Annotated in this window: 10 protein-coding genes; 5 read left to right on the top strand and 5 right to left on the bottom strand. The window is 41.9% G+C overall.

The window, feature by feature from the left end; translation table 11 throughout:
- Positions 1-11: 11 nt before the first annotated feature.
- The 4 genes from ACT8YW_RS03925 to ACT8YW_RS03910 all read left to right on the top strand — a co-directional run bounded on the left by ACT8YW_RS03925 (position 12) and on the right by ACT8YW_RS03910 (position 7,865).
- Positions 12-2,942, top strand: coding sequence for a SusC/RagA family TonB-linked outer membrane protein (locus ACT8YW_RS03925; protein ID WP_195345819.1), 2,931 nt, complete (start codon positions 12-14; stop codon positions 2,940-2,942).
- A 13-nt stretch (positions 2,943-2,955) separates the two neighbouring features.
- Positions 2,956-4,416, top strand: a complete 1,461-nt coding sequence (locus ACT8YW_RS03920; RefSeq protein WP_444104065.1) for a SusD/RagB family nutrient-binding outer membrane lipoprotein — start codon at positions 2,956-2,958, stop codon at positions 4,414-4,416.
- Positions 4,417-4,518: 102 nt separating this feature from the next.
- A complete protein-coding gene (gene hflX / locus ACT8YW_RS03915) occupies positions 4,519-5,781 on the top strand; it encodes a GTPase HflX (protein ID WP_004326261.1) in 1,263 nt (420 codons plus the stop codon).
- A 92-nt stretch (positions 5,782-5,873) separates the two neighbouring features.
- Positions 5,874-7,865 (top strand): DUF4954 family protein, encoded by a 1,992-nt coding sequence (locus ACT8YW_RS03910; RefSeq protein WP_070782719.1) that lies wholly within the window; start codon positions 5,874-5,876, stop codon positions 7,863-7,865.
- On the opposite strand, the gene ACT8YW_RS03905 is transcribed toward ACT8YW_RS03910, so the two are convergent.
- Entirely contained in the window at positions 7,837-8,097 is a 261-nt protein-coding gene (locus tag ACT8YW_RS03905; RefSeq protein WP_229097412.1) for a hypothetical protein, read from the bottom strand. The two genes, ACT8YW_RS03910 and ACT8YW_RS03905, sit on opposite strands and share 29 nt — an antisense overlap.
- Before the next feature lie 34 nt (positions 8,098-8,131).
- On the opposite strand from ACT8YW_RS03905, the gene ACT8YW_RS03900 reads away from it, so the two are divergent.
- Positions 8,132-9,769 carry a fumarate hydratase gene (locus ACT8YW_RS03900; protein WP_008998956.1) on the top strand — a complete coding sequence of 546 codons (1,638 nt, stop codon included), beginning with the start codon at positions 8,132-8,134 and terminating at the stop codon, positions 9,767-9,769.
- Between the two features lie 169 nt (positions 9,770-9,938).
- Here the strand turns inward: ACT8YW_RS03900 and pelA are convergent, their stop codons facing one another.
- The 4 genes from pelA to ACT8YW_RS03880 form a co-directional block, all read right to left on the bottom strand.
- Positions 9,939-11,033 (bottom strand): pectate lyase, encoded by a 1,095-nt coding sequence (pelA, locus tag ACT8YW_RS03895; protein ID WP_074637996.1) that lies wholly within the window; start codon positions 11,031-11,033, stop codon positions 9,939-9,941.
- 151 nt (positions 11,034-11,184) lie between these two features.
- Positions 11,185-12,525, bottom strand: a complete 1,341-nt coding sequence (locus tag ACT8YW_RS03890) for a TolC family protein (RefSeq protein WP_081352715.1) — start codon at positions 12,523-12,525, stop codon at positions 11,185-11,187.
- Complete coding sequence (locus ACT8YW_RS03885; protein ID WP_074559183.1) at positions 12,522-15,554, bottom strand: efflux RND transporter permease subunit; 3,033 nt, start codon at positions 15,552-15,554, stop codon at positions 12,522-12,524. Before ACT8YW_RS03885 ends, ACT8YW_RS03890 begins: the two co-directional genes overlap by 4 nt.
- Positions 15,555-15,569: 15 nt before the next feature.
- A complete protein-coding gene (locus ACT8YW_RS03880) occupies positions 15,570-16,655 on the bottom strand; it encodes an efflux RND transporter periplasmic adaptor subunit (RefSeq protein ID WP_008998953.1) in 1,086 nt (361 codons plus the stop codon).
- Positions 16,656-16,692 lie beyond the last annotated feature (37 nt).

The raw sequence follows: 16,692 nt of genomic DNA, 5'->3' as shown, positions 1-16,692 counted from the left end.
GTAATTTTAATTTGTCGAATGTACCAAGTTCTGCAAAGACTTTGCAGATTTCGTATATTGGTATGCAGACGCAAGAAGTGGTGATCAAACCAACTTTAAAAGTTGTGCTAAAGTCTGATTCCCAAAATCTAGATGAGGTTGTAGTGACAGCTATGGGGATTAAGCGATCGGAAAAATCCCTAGGTTATGCCGTATCTAGTGTGAAGGGAGATGAAATAACTAAAGCACGTGAAAGTAATGTACTTAATTCATTGTCTGGTAAGATTGCGGGACTGCAAATAGCCCAATCATCTGGTACGGTAGGTGGTAGTTCAAGTATACAGATTCGTGGAGCTTCGTCTATTGGTACCGTTTCTTCTCCTTTATTTATTATTGACGGGCTTCCAATTGACAATGGTTCCTATAACCCTGACAGAACTAATGGTATAGTTGATGTCGGTAATCGTGCAGGGGATATTAATTCAGATGATATTGAATCTATCAATGTATTGAAGGGAGCAGCTGCAACAGCATTGTATGGAGCGCGTGCAAAGGATGGTGCTATCGTTATTACTACTAAGAAGGGAAAGAAGAACTCACCGGTGTTTGTAACAGTAAACTCTTCTACACGATTTGAAAATGTACTAAAGTTACCTGACTTTCAAAATGAATATGCACAAGGCAGTTATGGTGTATATAATGTGAAAATGTTGAATGGTTGGGGACCGAAGATCTCATCGGTACAAGATCAGCAGTTTACAGATTACAAAGGTGATAAAGTGACTTTGAAGGCAAATCCTGATAATGTAAAGGATTTCTATGAAACGGGAATGAGTTATATTAATAATGTATCAGTTGCGGGGGGTGGTGAAAAGGCGGACTTCCGTTTGAGCTTTACTTCTACTAATCAGACTGGTGTTGTACCTGGATCTGACTATAATAAATACGCTTTTTCTGTCAATGCGGGTATGAATTTTACTAAGAACTTCACAGGTCGTATTTCTGCTCAATATATACGTTCCGACTCTGAAGGTCGTCCAGCGCAAGGTGCAAATGATAGTAACCTACTGATTCCATTGATTAATGGATTGCCGAGAACTATTGATATACATGATATTCAAAAGAATTGGGTGGATGAGAATGGAAAGCAAATCACATTAGATCCGGAAGGTAAAAGTAATAATCCATATTGGATTATTAATAAGAATAAGTTTACCAATAATTTAGATCGTATGATTGGTAATATCACATTGACTTATAAACCGATTGAAGGACTGACTATCACCAATAATGCCGGAACAGATTTTTACACAGAAGGAAGGCGTAAGGTATATGCAAAAGGTACTGTAGGAGCCTTGAACGGAAAGTTCCAGACTTGGAATTTGTATAAAAGAATTATAAATAATGACTTAATGGTTTCTTACGAGAAGACTTTTGCAAATGACTATCATTTTAAGGTAATGATGGGGCATAATCTCTATCAGGAGGAATGGAAGAATGAAAATGTGCAGGCGCAGAATCTGGTTGTTGATGGGCTATACACATATACTAATGCGAAGTCTACTACTCCGGTAAATTATTATGAAAAGAAACGTCTTGTTGGTTTATATGGAGATATTAGTTTGGGATACAAAGATATGCTTTTCGTAAATGTAACAGGACGTAATGACTGGTCGTCTACTCTACCGATCAATAATCGTTCCTATTTCTATCCTTCCATAAGTGGTAGTTTTATTTTTACGGAGTTGATGGAAAACAAAGATATTCTGAATTTTGGTAAGGTTCGTTTGAGTTATGCTAATGTGGGTAGTGATGAAGATCCGTACAATTTGGCATTTAAATATACTCCCGCTAGTACTTACTTTTTGCAATATCTGGGTAATGTTAACACTTTCCCCCATATGGGATTAGTTGGCTTTACGGGACCTCGTGTCTTACCAAATGAGAATTTGAAGCCGCAAAATCAAAGTTCTTTTGAAGTTGGAGCTGATTTGCGTTTCTTCGGTGGAAAAATTAGGTTAGATATGACTTATTATAGCAATATTACAAAGAATCAGATTGTAAGTATTGATGTCCCATTGTCAACAGGCTACTTTGCCAATAATATTAATGCCGGGAAGATTGCCAATAAAGGTGTTGAAGTAACTTTGGGGTTGACTCCTGTGGAAACACGTGATTTTAAATGGGACCTGGATGCAACATTTGCTTCAAATAAGCAGACAGTGGAGGAGTTAGCTGAAGGACTTGATGAATATACGTTAACGAGTGGACTGAGCGGTTTACAAATTAAGGCTGCTAAAGGAGATTCGTTTGGCTTGTATGGCACGGGTTGGAAACGTGATGACCAAGGAAATTATGTGATTAATTCTAAAACAGGTTTGAGAGAAACTGTTAATAACGTGCGTTTAGGAGATGTATATCCTGATTTTACGATGGGAATCAACAATACATTTACTTATAAGGGAGTTACCTTGAGTTTCTTGATTGATATCCGTCATGGAGGTTCTTTGTATTCAGAGACTGTAGCTAATTTAAGAAGTAGCGGTTTGGCTGCTGAAACAATAGCTCACCGTGAAGATGCTTCCTTTATTGAGCCGGGTGTAATCCTTCAGGATGATGGAACATATAGACCTAATGATGTTCCTGTGAAAAGTATGCAGGATTATTGGCAGCATATATCCAATTCTAGTAATAATGAAGGGAATATCTATAATGCATCATTTGTAAAACTCAGAGAGGTACAGTTGTCTTATAGCTTCCCACGCAAATGGTTCAAGAGCTTTTTTGTTAAATCATTGGATTTAGGTTTTGAGGCACGTAACTTATGGATTATTAAAGATCATGTGCCACATATTGATCCGGAAGCTAACTTCTTCGGTCCTTCTCAGATTGGGGGTGGTGTAGAGTTTAACAGCATACCTTCTACCAGAAGTTTTGGATTTAATGTCAGATTAACATTGTAAGATTTAAACGAATATGATAATGAAAAAGAAAATATTAACATACGCATTGAGCGCTTTGGCATGTTTAACTTCATGTAGCGATTGGCTCGATATTAACCATGATCCCAATACTGCCGAGAAAGTTGATCCCGGGTATTTGTTTAACTATGTAGCTGTAAACTGGGCTGGAACACGCACTGGTGGTGACTTTTATATTCCTTTATCTATGAGTTCGCAGTGTCAAGTTGATGGTGGACTTGATTACGGTGGCTGGGATGAATCTGTATATACTATTTCTCCTTATAGTACAGGGAATGTCTGGAAACATTATTATTCTGTAGGTGGCAATAATTTGATGTTAGCTATTAAAAATGCAGAAGAGTCAGAACCGGTGAATCACAATGCTATTGCGCAGTGTAAGATTCTTTTGGCTGAGCATATGTATGAGGCAACGATGTTGTGGGGAGATATTCCTTTCACAGAATCCTGGAACGGAACAATTAAATATCCGAAATTTGATTCTCAGGAAAGTGTATTGAATGGTGTTTTGTCATTACTTGATGAGGCATTACAGCTTATAGATCTGAATGATGCTAATGCAATTGATGAGTACGATATCTATTACAAAGGTGATATGAACAAATGGATGACTTTGGCAAAGTCTTTAAAGTTCAGAACATTGATGGTTATGGTAGATAAAGACCCTTCTAAGGCTGCTGCTATTGGTACGTTGCTGCAGGCTGGAGGAATGGTTGCATCAGCAGCGGACAATTTGGTATTTCCTTACTCTACAGATCCGGGTAACCAGAACCCTAAATATGAACTTATAGAATTGGTTGGGGGGACACAAATATTGTTCTTTGCCAGCAATTATATGTTGAAACCGATGCAAGAACGTAATGATCCCCGTATTCCCTGTTATTTTGAACCGGGTGCGGATGGTGTATACCGGGGGTTGGGTAATAGAGAGGCTCCAAAGACGGATGATGAAGAAAATCTACTGTCATCTGTTGTAAGCAACTACCTTTTCAGAAGAGACGCTCCGGAATTGATTTATTCTTGTCAAGAACAGCTACTTTTGGAAGCAGAAGCTTATGCGCGCGGATTGGGAGTTGCTCAAAATCTGTCGAAAGCTAATGAACTGTACCTGAAAGGAATTCGTGAAGCATGTGCTTTTTATGGAGTTGCGGAATCCGATATTGATACATATGTTACAGGTTTACCGGAATTGACAACGATGACCCAGGAAAAAGCTCTGTATGAGATTCATATGCAGCAATGGATTGATTTGATGGATCGTCCGTTTGAGGAGTTTGTACAATGGAGGCGATCTGGTACTGCCGGAAACGAGGTTCCGACATTGCAAGTCCCGGAAGATGCAACTTCAAAAGAATTGATCAGAAGATGGGAATATAGTCCTGAAGAAATGACAGCTAATATTAATGCACCGAAAGAATCTCCGAAAATCTGGGAAAAACTATGGTTTGATTTATAATTGAATTACCATAAATGATACGAAAAAGAGGACAATAAAACATTGTCCTCTTTTTTTTTGTTATATTTGCGCCCACATTATTATATATAATAGAAGTAAAGAATGAAAGAATTTGTAATATCCGAAGCCAAAGTAGAAACAGCAGTGCTTGTAGGACTCATCACACAGACGCAGGATGAGCGTAAAACAAACGAGTATCTGGATGAACTGGCTTTCCTTGCCGAGACGGCTGGGGCGGAAGTTGTGAAACGATTTACACAGAAGTTGCCGACGGCTAACTCTGTGACTTATGTTGGAAAAGGAAAGTTGGAAGAAATCAGACAATATATCCATGACGAAGAGGAAGCAGAACGTGAAGTAGGAATGGTCATCTTTGATGATGAGCTTTCTGCGAAACAGATTCGTAATATTGAAGCTGAACTGAAAGTGAAGATACTGGACCGTACTTCACTGATTCTTGATATATTTGCCATGCGTGCGCAGACAGCCAATGCGAAGACACAGGTAGAACTGGCACAGTATAAATATATGTTGCCGCGCTTGCAGCGGCTTTGGACTCACTTGGAACGCCAGGGAGGTGGTTCCGGTGCCGGTGGTGGCAAAGGTTCCGTGGGACTTCGTGGTCCGGGTGAAACACAGCTTGAGATGGACCGCCGTATCATCCTGAACCGTATGTCATTGCTGAAAGAACGTCTGGCGGAGATTGACAAGCAGAAAGCTACCCAACGCAAGAATCGCGGACGCATGATACGTGTTGCACTGGTTGGTTATACCAATGTGGGAAAATCAACCATGATGAATCTTCTCTCCAAGAGTGAAGTGTTTGCGGAAAACAAACTGTTCGCTACTTTAGACACTACTGTGCGCAAAGTGATTATCGATAATCTACCGTTCCTGTTGTCAGATACAGTAGGGTTTATTCGCAAGTTACCTACCGACTTGGTAGAATCTTTTAAATCTACCCTGGATGAGGTACGTGAAGCAGATTTGCTTGTGCACGTAGTCGATATTTCCCACCCCGGATTTGAGGAACAGATTGAAGTGGTGAACAAAACACTGGCAGAGATTGGCGGCAGTGGCAAACCCATGATACTTGTATTTAACAAAATAGACGCTTACACCTACGTGGAGAAAGCGCCGGACGACCTTACCCCCCGAACAAAGGAAAACTTAACACTCGAAGAACTGATGAAGACGTGGATGGCAAAGATGGAGGACAATTGTCTCTTTATTTCCGCCCGCGAACGAATCAATATAGACGAACTGAAAAATGTAGTTTATCAGCGAGTGAAAGAATTACACGTTCAGAAATATCCCTATAACGATTTTCTTTATCAGACCTACGAAGAAGAAGAGGAAGAATAATCAATATGCTAATGTGCTGATGTGCCAATTGGTTGCGCGTACTGCATCAGAATTGGCACATTGGCATATGGGCACATTAACACATTATTAAGATGAAAGACTATCGTAGATTGACTGAAGATGAGATACTTCAGTTGAAGAGCCAGTCATGTCTGGCCGATGATTGGGGAAATGTATCAGTGGCAGAGGGTTTTAATTGTGAGTACGTCCATCATACCCGTTTCTCGGGTGAAGTAAAACTGGGGGTATTCGAAGCTGAATTTACATTGCCGGGGGGAATCAAGAAACATTCGGGATTACGTCATGTGACGTTGCACAATGTGTCGGTGGGCGATAACTGCTGTATTGAGAATATACAGAACTATATTGCTAATTATGAGATTGGCAGTGACACCTTCATTGAGAATGTAGATATTATTTTAGTGGATAGGTTAAGCACTTTTGGTAATGGGGTAGAAGTGGCTGTCTTGAATGAAACAGGAGGCCGTGAGGTGTTGATGAACGATAAACTGTCTGCGCACCAGGCATATATACTTGCACTGTACCGCCATCGTCCCGAGTTGATAAACCGCATGAAATCTATTGCGGATTACTATTCCAACAAACATGCTTCTGCTGTCGGCAGTATTGGCAATCATGTGATGATTCTCAATACAGGTTCGATTAAGAATGTCCGCATTGGCGATTACTGTCATATCTGTGGGACTTGCCGCTTATCCAATGGTAGCGTCAATAGTAATGTGACGGCACCTGTACATATCGGACATGGTGTAATCTGTGATGACTTTATCATCTCTTCCGGCTCTAAAGTGGATGACGGCACGATGTTGACTCGTTGTTTCGTCGGACAATCCTGTAAACTGGGACACAATTATTCCGCTTCCGATTCTTTATTCTTCAGTAATTGTCAGGGAGAGAACGGTGAGGCATGTGCTATTTTTGCAGGTCCTTTCACTGTGACACACCATAAATCTACTTTATTGATTGCCGGTATGTTCTCGTTTATGAATGCGGGTTCGGGGTCCAATCAGAGTAATCACATGTATAAGTTAGGTCCTATCCATCAGGGAACGATGGAGAGAGGAGCGAAGACCACTTCCGATTCATATATCTTATGGCCGGCACGTGTCGGGGCCTTCTCTTTGGTAATGGGACGTCATGTTAATCATGCCGATACTTCCAATCTTCCTTTCTCTTACCTGATAGAGCAGCGGAATACCACTTATCTAGTTCCGGGAGTTAACTTGAGAAGTGTGGGTACTATCCGTGACGCACAGAAATGGCCGAAGCGTGATAAGCGAAAAGATCCGAACCGGCTGGATTATATCAATTATAACCTGCTGAGTCCTTATACCATTCAGAAGATGTTTAAAGGACGTTCCATTTTGAAAGAATTGAAACGTGTATCCGGTGAAACTTCAGAGATCTACTCCTACCAGAGTGCTAAAATCAAGAACTCTTCTCTGAATAACGGAATTCGTTTTTATGAAATCGCCATTCACAAGTTCTTGGGAAACTCCATCATAAAACGATTGGAGGGTATTAATTTCCAGACCAATGAAGAAATCCGTCAGCGACTGAAACCTGACACGGAAATCGGACTTGGCGAATGGGTGGATGTTTCCGGACTGATTGCTCCCAAGAGTGAAATCGACCGATTGTTGGATGGTATTGAGAATGGAACAGTCAATCGTTTGAAATCCATCAATGCAAGTTTCGCGGAAATGCACGAGAATTATTATACCTATGAATGGACATGGGCTTATCATAAGATTCAGGAATTCTATGGCTTAGATCCGGAAACGATTACGGCACAAGATATCATCGGTATTGTGAAAGCATGGCAGCAAGCTGTTGTCGGATTGGATAAGATGGTGTATGAGGACGCTAAGAAAGAATTCTCATTGTCTTCCATGACTGGATTCGGTGCTGATGGTTCTCACGATGAAATGAAGCTGGATTTTGAGCAGGTACGCGGTGATTTCGAAAGCAATACCTTTGTGACAGCAGTATTGAAACATATTGAAGATAAAACAGCTCTTGGAAACGAGTTAATCAAACGGATTGAAGCAATCGAATCATAATAGGAGTGGCAGATGGCGAACTGTGGATGATAAACAGGATATGATAAATAGCAAACTGTAAATAAAATAGTGAGCGGTGAACGGCAGATGTCAATGAATGGCATAGCTTGTTTACCGCTCGTTGTTTATAGTTTATGATTGTCTTTTGCTGTTCCTGCTTTTCTCCGTTATTCATTCTTAATTCTTCATTCATCATTCGCCATTCTTCATTCTTAATTACTACCTTTGCCACACTAACTAACATTACGTAATAAAATAAGAAACTTATGGCAACACCTCCGTTTAAGTATCAGCCCATGTTTGAAAAGGGAAAAGATACAACTGAGTATTATCTGCTTACAAAAGACTATGTATCAGTAAGCGAGTTTGAAGGAAATCCTATCCTGAAAATTGAGAAAGAAGGTTTGACTGCGATGGCTAATGCAGCTTTTCGTGATGTATCATTCATGCTTCGTCGTTCGCACAACGAACAAGTTGCTAAGATTCTGAGTGATCCGGAAGCAAGTGAAAACGATAAGTATGTGGCATTGACTTTCCTGCGTAACGCGGAAGTTGCTTCAAAAGGTGTACTTCCTTTCTGTCAGGACACTGGTACTGCTATTATCCATGGTGAAAAAGGACAGCAGGTATGGACTGGATATTCTGATGAAGAAGCGCTTTCACTGGGCGTATATAAAACATACACTGAAGAAAACCTGCGTTATTCACAGAATGCGCCTCTGAATATGTATGATGAGGTAAATACAAAATGTAACCTCCCTGCACAGATTGACATCGAAGCTACCGAAGGTATGGAATACGAATTCCTTTGCGTAACAAAAGGTGGTGGTTCTGCCAACAAGACATATTTGTATCAGGAAACAAAAGCGATCCTGAATCCCGGTACACTGGTTCCATTCCTGGTTGAAAAAATGAAAACATTGGGAACAGCCGCTTGCCCTCCTTATCATATCGCTTTCGTGATCGGTGGAACTTCTGCTGAAAAGAACTTATTGACAGTGAAGCTGGCTTCTACTCATTTCTATGATAACTTGCCGACTACTGGAAACGAATATGGTCGCGCATTCCGTGACATCGAACTGGAAAAAGAAGTCTTGGCAGAAGCTCACAAAATTGGATTGGGCGCGCAATTCGGAGGTAAATATCTTGCTCATGACGTACGCATCATCCGTTTGCCTCGTCACGGTGCTTCTTGTCCGGTAGGTTTGGGAGTGTCTTGCTCTGCCGACCGTAACATCAAATGTAAAATCAATAAGGACGGTATCTGGATTGAGAAGCTGGATTCAAATCCGGGCGAACTTATTCCTGTAGAACTGCGTCAGGCTGGTGAAGGTGATGTTGTGAAGATCGACTTGAATCGTCCGATGTCTGAAATCCTGAAAGAACTGACTAAATATCCGGTTGCTACCCGTCTGTCACTGAACGGAACAATCATCGTAGGGCGTGACATCGCTCATGCTAAACTGAAAGAACGTTTGGATCGCGGTGAAGACTTGCCACAATATATTAAGGATCATCCTATTTATTATGCAGGTCCGGCAAAAACCCCGGAAGGCATGGCTTGTGGCTCTATGGGTCCTACTACGGCAGGACGTATGGACTCTTATGTAGAACTGTTCCAAAGTCATGGCGGTAGCATGGTGATGTTGGCTAAAGGCAACCGTAGCCAGCAGGTGACAGATGCTTGTAAGAAATATGGTGGTTTCTATCTTGGCTCTATCGGAGGTCCGGCAGCTATCCTTGCACAGAATAACATCAAGAGCATCGAATGTGTGGAATATCCGGAATTGGGTATGGAAGCTATCTGGAAAATTGAAGTAGAAAACTTCCCTGCATTTATCTTGGTGGATGATAAGGGTAATGACTTCTTCAAACAGTTGAAACCGTGGAATTGCACAAAATAACCGGTTTTAACCTCTTGGGATAAAACTTTAAAAAGAGGCTGTAAATGCCCTGAATTTATAAAATCCCCTCACTCTGCAATGTAGTGAGGGGATTTCATCTTTTGAGGACTTAAAGACTTTCCGGATATTTATTTTTGTAGTGTAGATATCAGCCTTTCATCATTTGTGATTACTTATTCTGTTCTTTTTTCCATTTTTCATATCTCTTCAATACCTTACTACCATCTTTGTTATACCAACTATAACCATTCCGGCGCTCATGCCCGATTTCCGATATATCATATTTTTTAATGCCGTCACGGTCGCAGAAAAAAGGTCGGTTCGTTTCCAGTTCATAAAAACGTGCCCAGAGAGTTGGACAGTCTTCACAGGGAACCATACGATAGTCTTTTTTACCTTCGCTGTTAGTGAAATATTCCTTCTGTATTCCTTTTATTTTAGACTTTTGGAACCATTTGATTGCTCCTTCTATGGATTTTACAACTTCTGCGGATGGATTAGGAAGTGACATCAACAGCAATACAATATTGTCCGACTCTTGTCCGCTTAGTGACGGAAGTTCATAAGCACGTGCTTTGCAGGGTTCCAAAGTGACACGGTCGTGTTGTGCGCACCATACCGTTAATTCTCCATTTTGGCGCACCTGCGTTTTGAGTATACACTCTATACCTTTGTTAAATGCATTGCGTGCTTGTTCGCAGATATTGTCAGGAAGAAAAGTATATGGAGCTTTCTTTTCGTATATGCTCCGAAGTTGATTCATGACTCTCACCATTGCATTGTCATTGTAGGTGATTTGTACATAATAACCTTTGGGACGTGGATAAAATTGAGGCCATCCTCCGTTTTCATACTGCGATTTGAGCAGATATTGAATACCGTTCAGCACTCCTTCTTTATATTTCTCTTTCTGTGTAGCCAGGTAAAGTCGTGCCAGATATTCTATTTCTGTCGTGGTGGCATTGTTGTCAATGGTGCTTTGGTTGGTATCTTCTTTGGCTTTTAGTGCTGCCTTATATTCTTGTTCCGTCAGTTCTGCCGGCATATAGATATTCTTGGGCCAGCCTCCGGTAGTTTGTTGATACAGTAACACGTTATCACCAATGCGTTGGGCTTCTTCTGTCTTAAAAAAATCATCGTCAAATTTGGGAGCGATGTGTACCCATTCTTTGTAGTTTTGCTGTTTTCTGTAATCTGTTGCTTTTTGGGCTGAGGCATTTGTCAGGATAAAAAGTAATAGTAAGAAAAGACTTAGTTTTCTCATGGCTTTTATTATTTAATGTTTTTATGGTATGCAAATGTAGAAAGAAAGAAAAACAACGATATGTAATAACTGTTTTTTATGCAGTAAAAATTGGGTTAACCTTCCCGATAAGAAGATTAACCCAATAAAAAAATAAATGGAAACTACTTCCTTATTCCAGATACTTCGTAATCTTTCCGCTGATTTGCAACAGGGATATTTCGCAAAGTTTCGTATTGTATTCGGCAGAGAGGATGCGTTCCTCTGCATCTAACAAACTTTTTTGTGCTTCGCGCACTTCAAAACCGGAGAGGTCTCCCTGTATATAACGGTCCATGGCAATATCGTGGTTGTCCTTGGCGGTTATCAGGTTCTGACGTTCCAGATTCAACAATTGGAGATTGTTGCGATAGGCTTGCCATAGGTTACTAAGATCAGAGCGGAGTGCTAGCTCCATGTCCTGTCGTTCCAGACGACGATTTTTGAAAGCCAGACTCGCATTTCTCTTTTCGCGGCGGCGATTACCGTCGAATATATTAAAACCGACAGTTATTCCGGCATTGAAACCCAGTTCACCTCTTCTACTGTTTGCGTTGATGTCATACTTGTTGAACGTATATCCATATCCGGTATTTAATTTGAGATATGGATAGTTGCGTGAGTTTATTTTCTTGTAGTCCAATTGGGCAAGTACCGTGTTTTGGTCGGCCTTAAGCAAAGAAGCATTGGTTGCTAACGTAGAATTCCACAAGTCATCAAATTGCAAGTCGCTGTGTACGTCAATGGTAGAGTCTTTGATAATAATGTTTTGATTGACGTTGTTGTTGGCCATTAGTTCATTCAACTGGATGCGTGAAGAATGGAGCAATTCCTGTTGTTTGATGTATTGGGCACTGTCTGCATTGAAATCCACTTTTGCCTGCTGATAATCCAGTCCTGAAAACTTACCAACCAGGTGACTAGCCTCGGCTATGCGTAAGCGCTCTTTGGAAAGCGACATTGCATAATGAAAGTTTTTCAGACGAATCTTCTGCTGGATAAAATTATAGTATTCGGAAGTCAGGGCAGCAATAAAATCCTCAATAGCGATACGGGTGTTGGTTTCTCCCTGACGTTCCAGTTCTTTCAACTGTTTGTAGGTGGTGCTGATATTGAATCCGTCGAAAATAGTCCAGTTGAGGTTAAGACCGACATTAACCGTCTGATCGTAGACTCCGTTATTCTTTGTTATTTCTCCGGTAGCACGCGCCTTGGTTTCAATATTGTCCAAGTTTCCGGTATATCCGGCAGAGAAGTCCAGTGTAGGCAGGTAACCCGCATTTCCCAGCGTTGCGTTGTTTTTGCTGATCTGCTCTTCGTTGTGGATGATACGTAAAGAGTAATTATTTTGCAATCCTTCTTCCAGACACTCCTTTAGAGTGAGGACTTGTGCCTTTGCAAAAGAGACTGATAAGAAGGCACATGCAATGGTTATATAAATGATGCGTTTCATGCAAATTCCTTTCTGTTTCATTCTTGTAATTTTTTGATTCGGTTAGTCGAAATGTAACTGTAAATAGCCGGTACAATGTACATCGTAAGCAGAGTGGATACGACCATACCACCTACCACTGCCGTACCCATGGCGATACGCTGGTTACAACCTTCTCCGGTGGCAAATGCCAGCGGAATAAGTCCCAAAACCGTAGAGGCACTTGTCATCAGAATCGGACGGAGGCGTTGTAGTGCAGCATCTTTGATGGCGCTCATTTTATCCTCTCCGGCTTCCTGTTTCTGATTGGCAAATTCTACAATCAGGATACCGTTCTTTGCCACCAGACCGATCAGCATGATAATACCGATCTGACTGAAAATATTCATCGTAATATCTCCGAAATACATGAAGACCAAAGCTCCGGCAATAGCCAGTGGTACTGTCAACATGATAATCAGCGGATCTTTGAAACTTTCAAACTGGGCTGCCAGAATCAGGTAAATCAGAAGAATGGCCAGGATAAAGGCGAACATCAGACTGGAAGAACTTTCACGATATTCTTTCGAGTCCCCCGACAGGGCGGTGCGGAAAGTATCGTCCAGTGTTTCCTTGGCAATCTTATCCATCTCGTCCAAACCTTGCCCGATTGTTTTTCCATCTGCCAATCCTGCAGAAATCGTAGCTGACACAAAACGGTTATAGCGATATAATTTGGGAGGGGCAATACCGCTTTCCAACTCAATCAAGTTATCCAACTGAATCATATCCCCACTATTGCTGCGAACGTAAATCGCTTTCAAGTCAGCCGGCTTGTTTCGTTGCTGGCGGTTAATTTCACCAAGAATCTCATATTGCTTACCGTTCATATAGAAATATCCCATACGCTGACCGCTCAATCCATATTGCAGCGTTTGAGCAATATTTTTGGTACTTACTCCCATAATACTGGACTTGTCGCGGTTGATCTGGATACGTGCTTCCGGCTTACTGAACTTCAAGTCAACGTCAGCCATCTGGAAGACAGGATTCTCATATACTTTAGCCATAAACTTAGGCAGCACTTCTTCCAACTTTTCCAAATTGGTAGCTTGAAGTACATATTGAACAGGCATACTTCCACGACGTCCACCGAAAGAAGACTGTTGTTGTACGAATGAACGTGCCATTGTTTTTTTCTGTACTGCTTTCGATATTTTCTCCGCAACATCCATCTGTGTGTAATCACGGTCCTTCATATCTTTCAGTGTGATACGCACATTTCCGCTACCACTGGATACACGGGCAGTCACTGATTCCGCATCAGGAAGAATGGAGTCTACCAGCTGGTTGATATCTTCCGTATAATCCCGGATATATTCATAAGTGACACCTTCTGCTCCTCGTGTATTGATACTGATTTGCGAACGGTCTTCAAGTGGAGCCATTTCCGCAGGAACTGCATTCCACAGAATACCAATCAGGCAAATGGTGATGAAAGTAAATGGAAGAGCGATCCAGCGTTTGCCGAGGAAAGCGGCAAGTGACCGGCTGTATAGCCGGTTCATTCCTTCAAAGAATGGTTCTGTCTTGGCATAGAACCAACTCTGCTTTTCCCGTTTTATGAGCAATTTCGTTGCCAACATCGGCGTGAAAGTCAATGCGGCAAATGAGGAAATAATAACCGAACCGGAAATTACGATACTGAACTCACGGAACAGTCGTCCCGTCATTCCATCCATAAAGACGATCGGGAAGAATACCGCCACCAGTGTAATAGTGGTTGAAATAACGGCAAAGAAAATTTCTTTGGCTCCTTCTATGCCCGCTTCTTTCGGGGCCATTCCTTTCTCAATACGGATGTATATATTTTCCGTCATAACGATGGCATCATCTACCACCAGTCCCACCGATAGTACGATGGCGAGCATGGAAAGCACATTGATGGAGAATCCGGCCAGATACATGACGAAGAATGCACCGATAAGGGAGACAGGAATTACGATACAAGGTACCAATGTAACGCGCCAGTCACGCAGGAAGAGGAAGATAATGATAATTACGAGTACAAAAGCCTCATACACCGTTGACTTTACCTCATTGATAGACGCACGGATAAACTTGGTATTATCAAAACCGTAGTTATAGTGTACGTCTTCCGGCAAGTCCTTTTTCATCTGTTCCATACGTTGGTATACCGCATCCGCAATCTCAATATGGTTGGCTCCCGGCTGTGGGATAACAACGACGCCCACCATCGGAACACCGTTCATTTTCATATAACTCTTGATGTCGGCAGGCCCCAGTTCGGCACGTCCGATATCGCTGAAACGGACAATACGGTTATTCTCTTCTTTGATAATCAAATCATTGAATTCATCTGCGGTATGCATCAATCCCAGTGTTCGGATAGTCAGCTCGGTGGTATTTCCTTCGATACTACCGGAAGGAAGTTCCACATTCTCATTGTCTACGGCGTTTTTAACGTCGATAGGAGTGATACCGTAGCCGGCCATTTTAACCGGGTCGAGCCAGAGACGCATGGAGTAACGCTTTTCTCCCCAGATAGATACACTACTTACATCGGAAATGGTCTGTAACTGTTCTTTTACAGTCAAGTCCGCTATTTCACTTAATTCCAACAGGGAGCGTTTATCACTCTGAAGAGCAACCATCAGGATCGGTTGGGCATCGGCATCGGCTTTTGAAACAGTCGGAGGGTCACAGTCGCGAGGCAGATAACGTTGGGCACGTGAAACCTTGTCACGTACGTCGTTGGCTGCTGTTTCCAAATCGACGGACAACTCAAATTCTACTGTAATACGACTTTGTCCCTGTTGGCTCACACTGGACAAAGAACGGATACCGGGAATACCGTTGATATTCTGTTCCAACGGTTCGGTTATCTGATTCTCGATAACATCGGCATTAGCTCCCGGATAAGAGCAACTGACAGAAATGATCGGATTATCCACTGACGGATATTCGCGGACACCCAGATAGTTGTATCCGATGAATCCGAAAAGGAGGATAATGATCGTTAATACTGTGGCTAATACCGGGCGACGTATACTTAATTCGGATATATTCATAGGGCGCTGGTATTATTAATCAATATTGTCAAGTGTGACTGCAAGTCCGGTGCGGAGCTGTAGTGTTCCTGAAGTAATGATTGTATCTCCTATGTGCAGCCCTCTTATTGCCTGTACTTCAGATGCCGTGCGGATGCCGGTAATAATATCCACCGGTTCGGCTTTTCCTGATTTATACAGATAGACTTTATCCTTACCCATTTCCGGTACGATTGCTTCTGTAGGGATGGCTATCGCATTAGGAATTTCTTCTTTTTTCAATAATACGCTTGCGTAACGGCCGGGAAGTAAGGTATGATGAACATTCGGGTATAATGCACGAGCGGTAAATTGATGCAGATTCGGGTCGATAGCCGATTCTACAGCGTATACTTGTGCGCCGAAAGCATCCAACGTTCCTTCCACACTGAAGTTGAGGTTAGTTCCCTTCTTGATTTGCTTGGCATAACGTTCCGGTACGGAGAATTCCACTTTCAATGGAGCGATTTTAGTCAGTTTGGCAACCACTGTAGTCGGAGAGGCATACGTACCGACACTGACTTGTCGAAGTCCGATAATTCCGTCAAACGGAGCGCGAAGTTCAGTCAGTTCGATATTGGTTTTTATAATTTCTATGTCAGCGTTCAGGGTAGCTAAATCCGTCTTAACCTGTTCGTAGGCTTCTTTACTGACAGCATCCCGTTTCAACAAAGCGTCCTGACGGAATACACGGTCTTCTGCCAGTTTCAATTGTGAAATCAATCTTTGCAATTGCGCCTGCAACTGCCGGTCGTTTACCTTGGCTAGTAATTGGCCTTTCTTTACAGCCGTTCCTTCTTCGAAGTTGATTTCTACAATTTTTCCCGAAGTCTCGAAAGATAAATCCACTTCTTCGTCGGGCAGAAGCACACCGGTAGTGGTAAACTCATCTGTCAGGGATTGCGGTTTTATGACCTTGGCATTTACATTTAGTACTTGTTTTCCTCTTTTCTGATTGCCGCTCATTACTTTGTCGGCGGCTGCTAGTTCGTCGTTTTTTTTCGGTAATTGTGAGTAGATTCCTCCACCGATGATTCCGGCACCAACAAGAATAATGATGCCCCACTTAGTCTTCTTATTCATGGTTTAGTATTGTATATAGCAATTATATTATATGTCA

The organism is Bacteroides sp., assembly GCF_052357945.1.
Taxonomy (GTDB): Bacteria; Bacteroidota; Bacteroidia; order Bacteroidales; family Bacteroidaceae; genus Bacteroides.
Note: the sequence above shows the minus strand (reverse complement) of the source record. Positions and strands in the feature narration are given on the sequence as shown.

Excerpts from the sequence above, each read along its gene's own strand:
- ACT8YW_RS03920 (WP_444104065.1), top strand. The coding sequence starts at position 2,956 with ATGATAATGAAAAAGAAAATATTAACATACGCATTGAGCGCTTTGGCA.
- hflX (WP_004326261.1), top strand. The coding sequence starts at position 4,519 with ATGAAAGAATTTGTAATATCCGAAGCCAAAGTAGAAACAGCAGTGCTT.
- ACT8YW_RS03910 (WP_070782719.1), top strand. The coding sequence starts at position 5,874 with ATGAAAGACTATCGTAGATTGACTGAAGATGAGATACTTCAGTTGAAG.
- ACT8YW_RS03900 (WP_008998956.1), top strand. The coding sequence starts at position 8,132 with ATGGCAACACCTCCGTTTAAGTATCAGCCCATGTTTGAAAAGGGAAAA.
- pelA (WP_074637996.1), bottom strand. The coding sequence starts at position 11,033 with ATGAGAAAACTAAGTCTTTTCTTACTATTACTTTTTATCCTGACAAAT.
- ACT8YW_RS03890 (WP_081352715.1), bottom strand. The coding sequence starts at position 12,525 with ATGAAACAGAAAGGAATTTGCATGAAACGCATCATTTATATAACCATT.
- ACT8YW_RS03885 (WP_074559183.1), bottom strand. The coding sequence starts at position 15,554 with ATGAATATATCCGAATTAAGTATACGTCGCCCGGTATTAGCCACAGTA.
- ACT8YW_RS03880 (WP_008998953.1), bottom strand. The coding sequence starts at position 16,655 with ATGAATAAGAAGACTAAGTGGGGCATCATTATTCTTGTTGGTGCCGGA.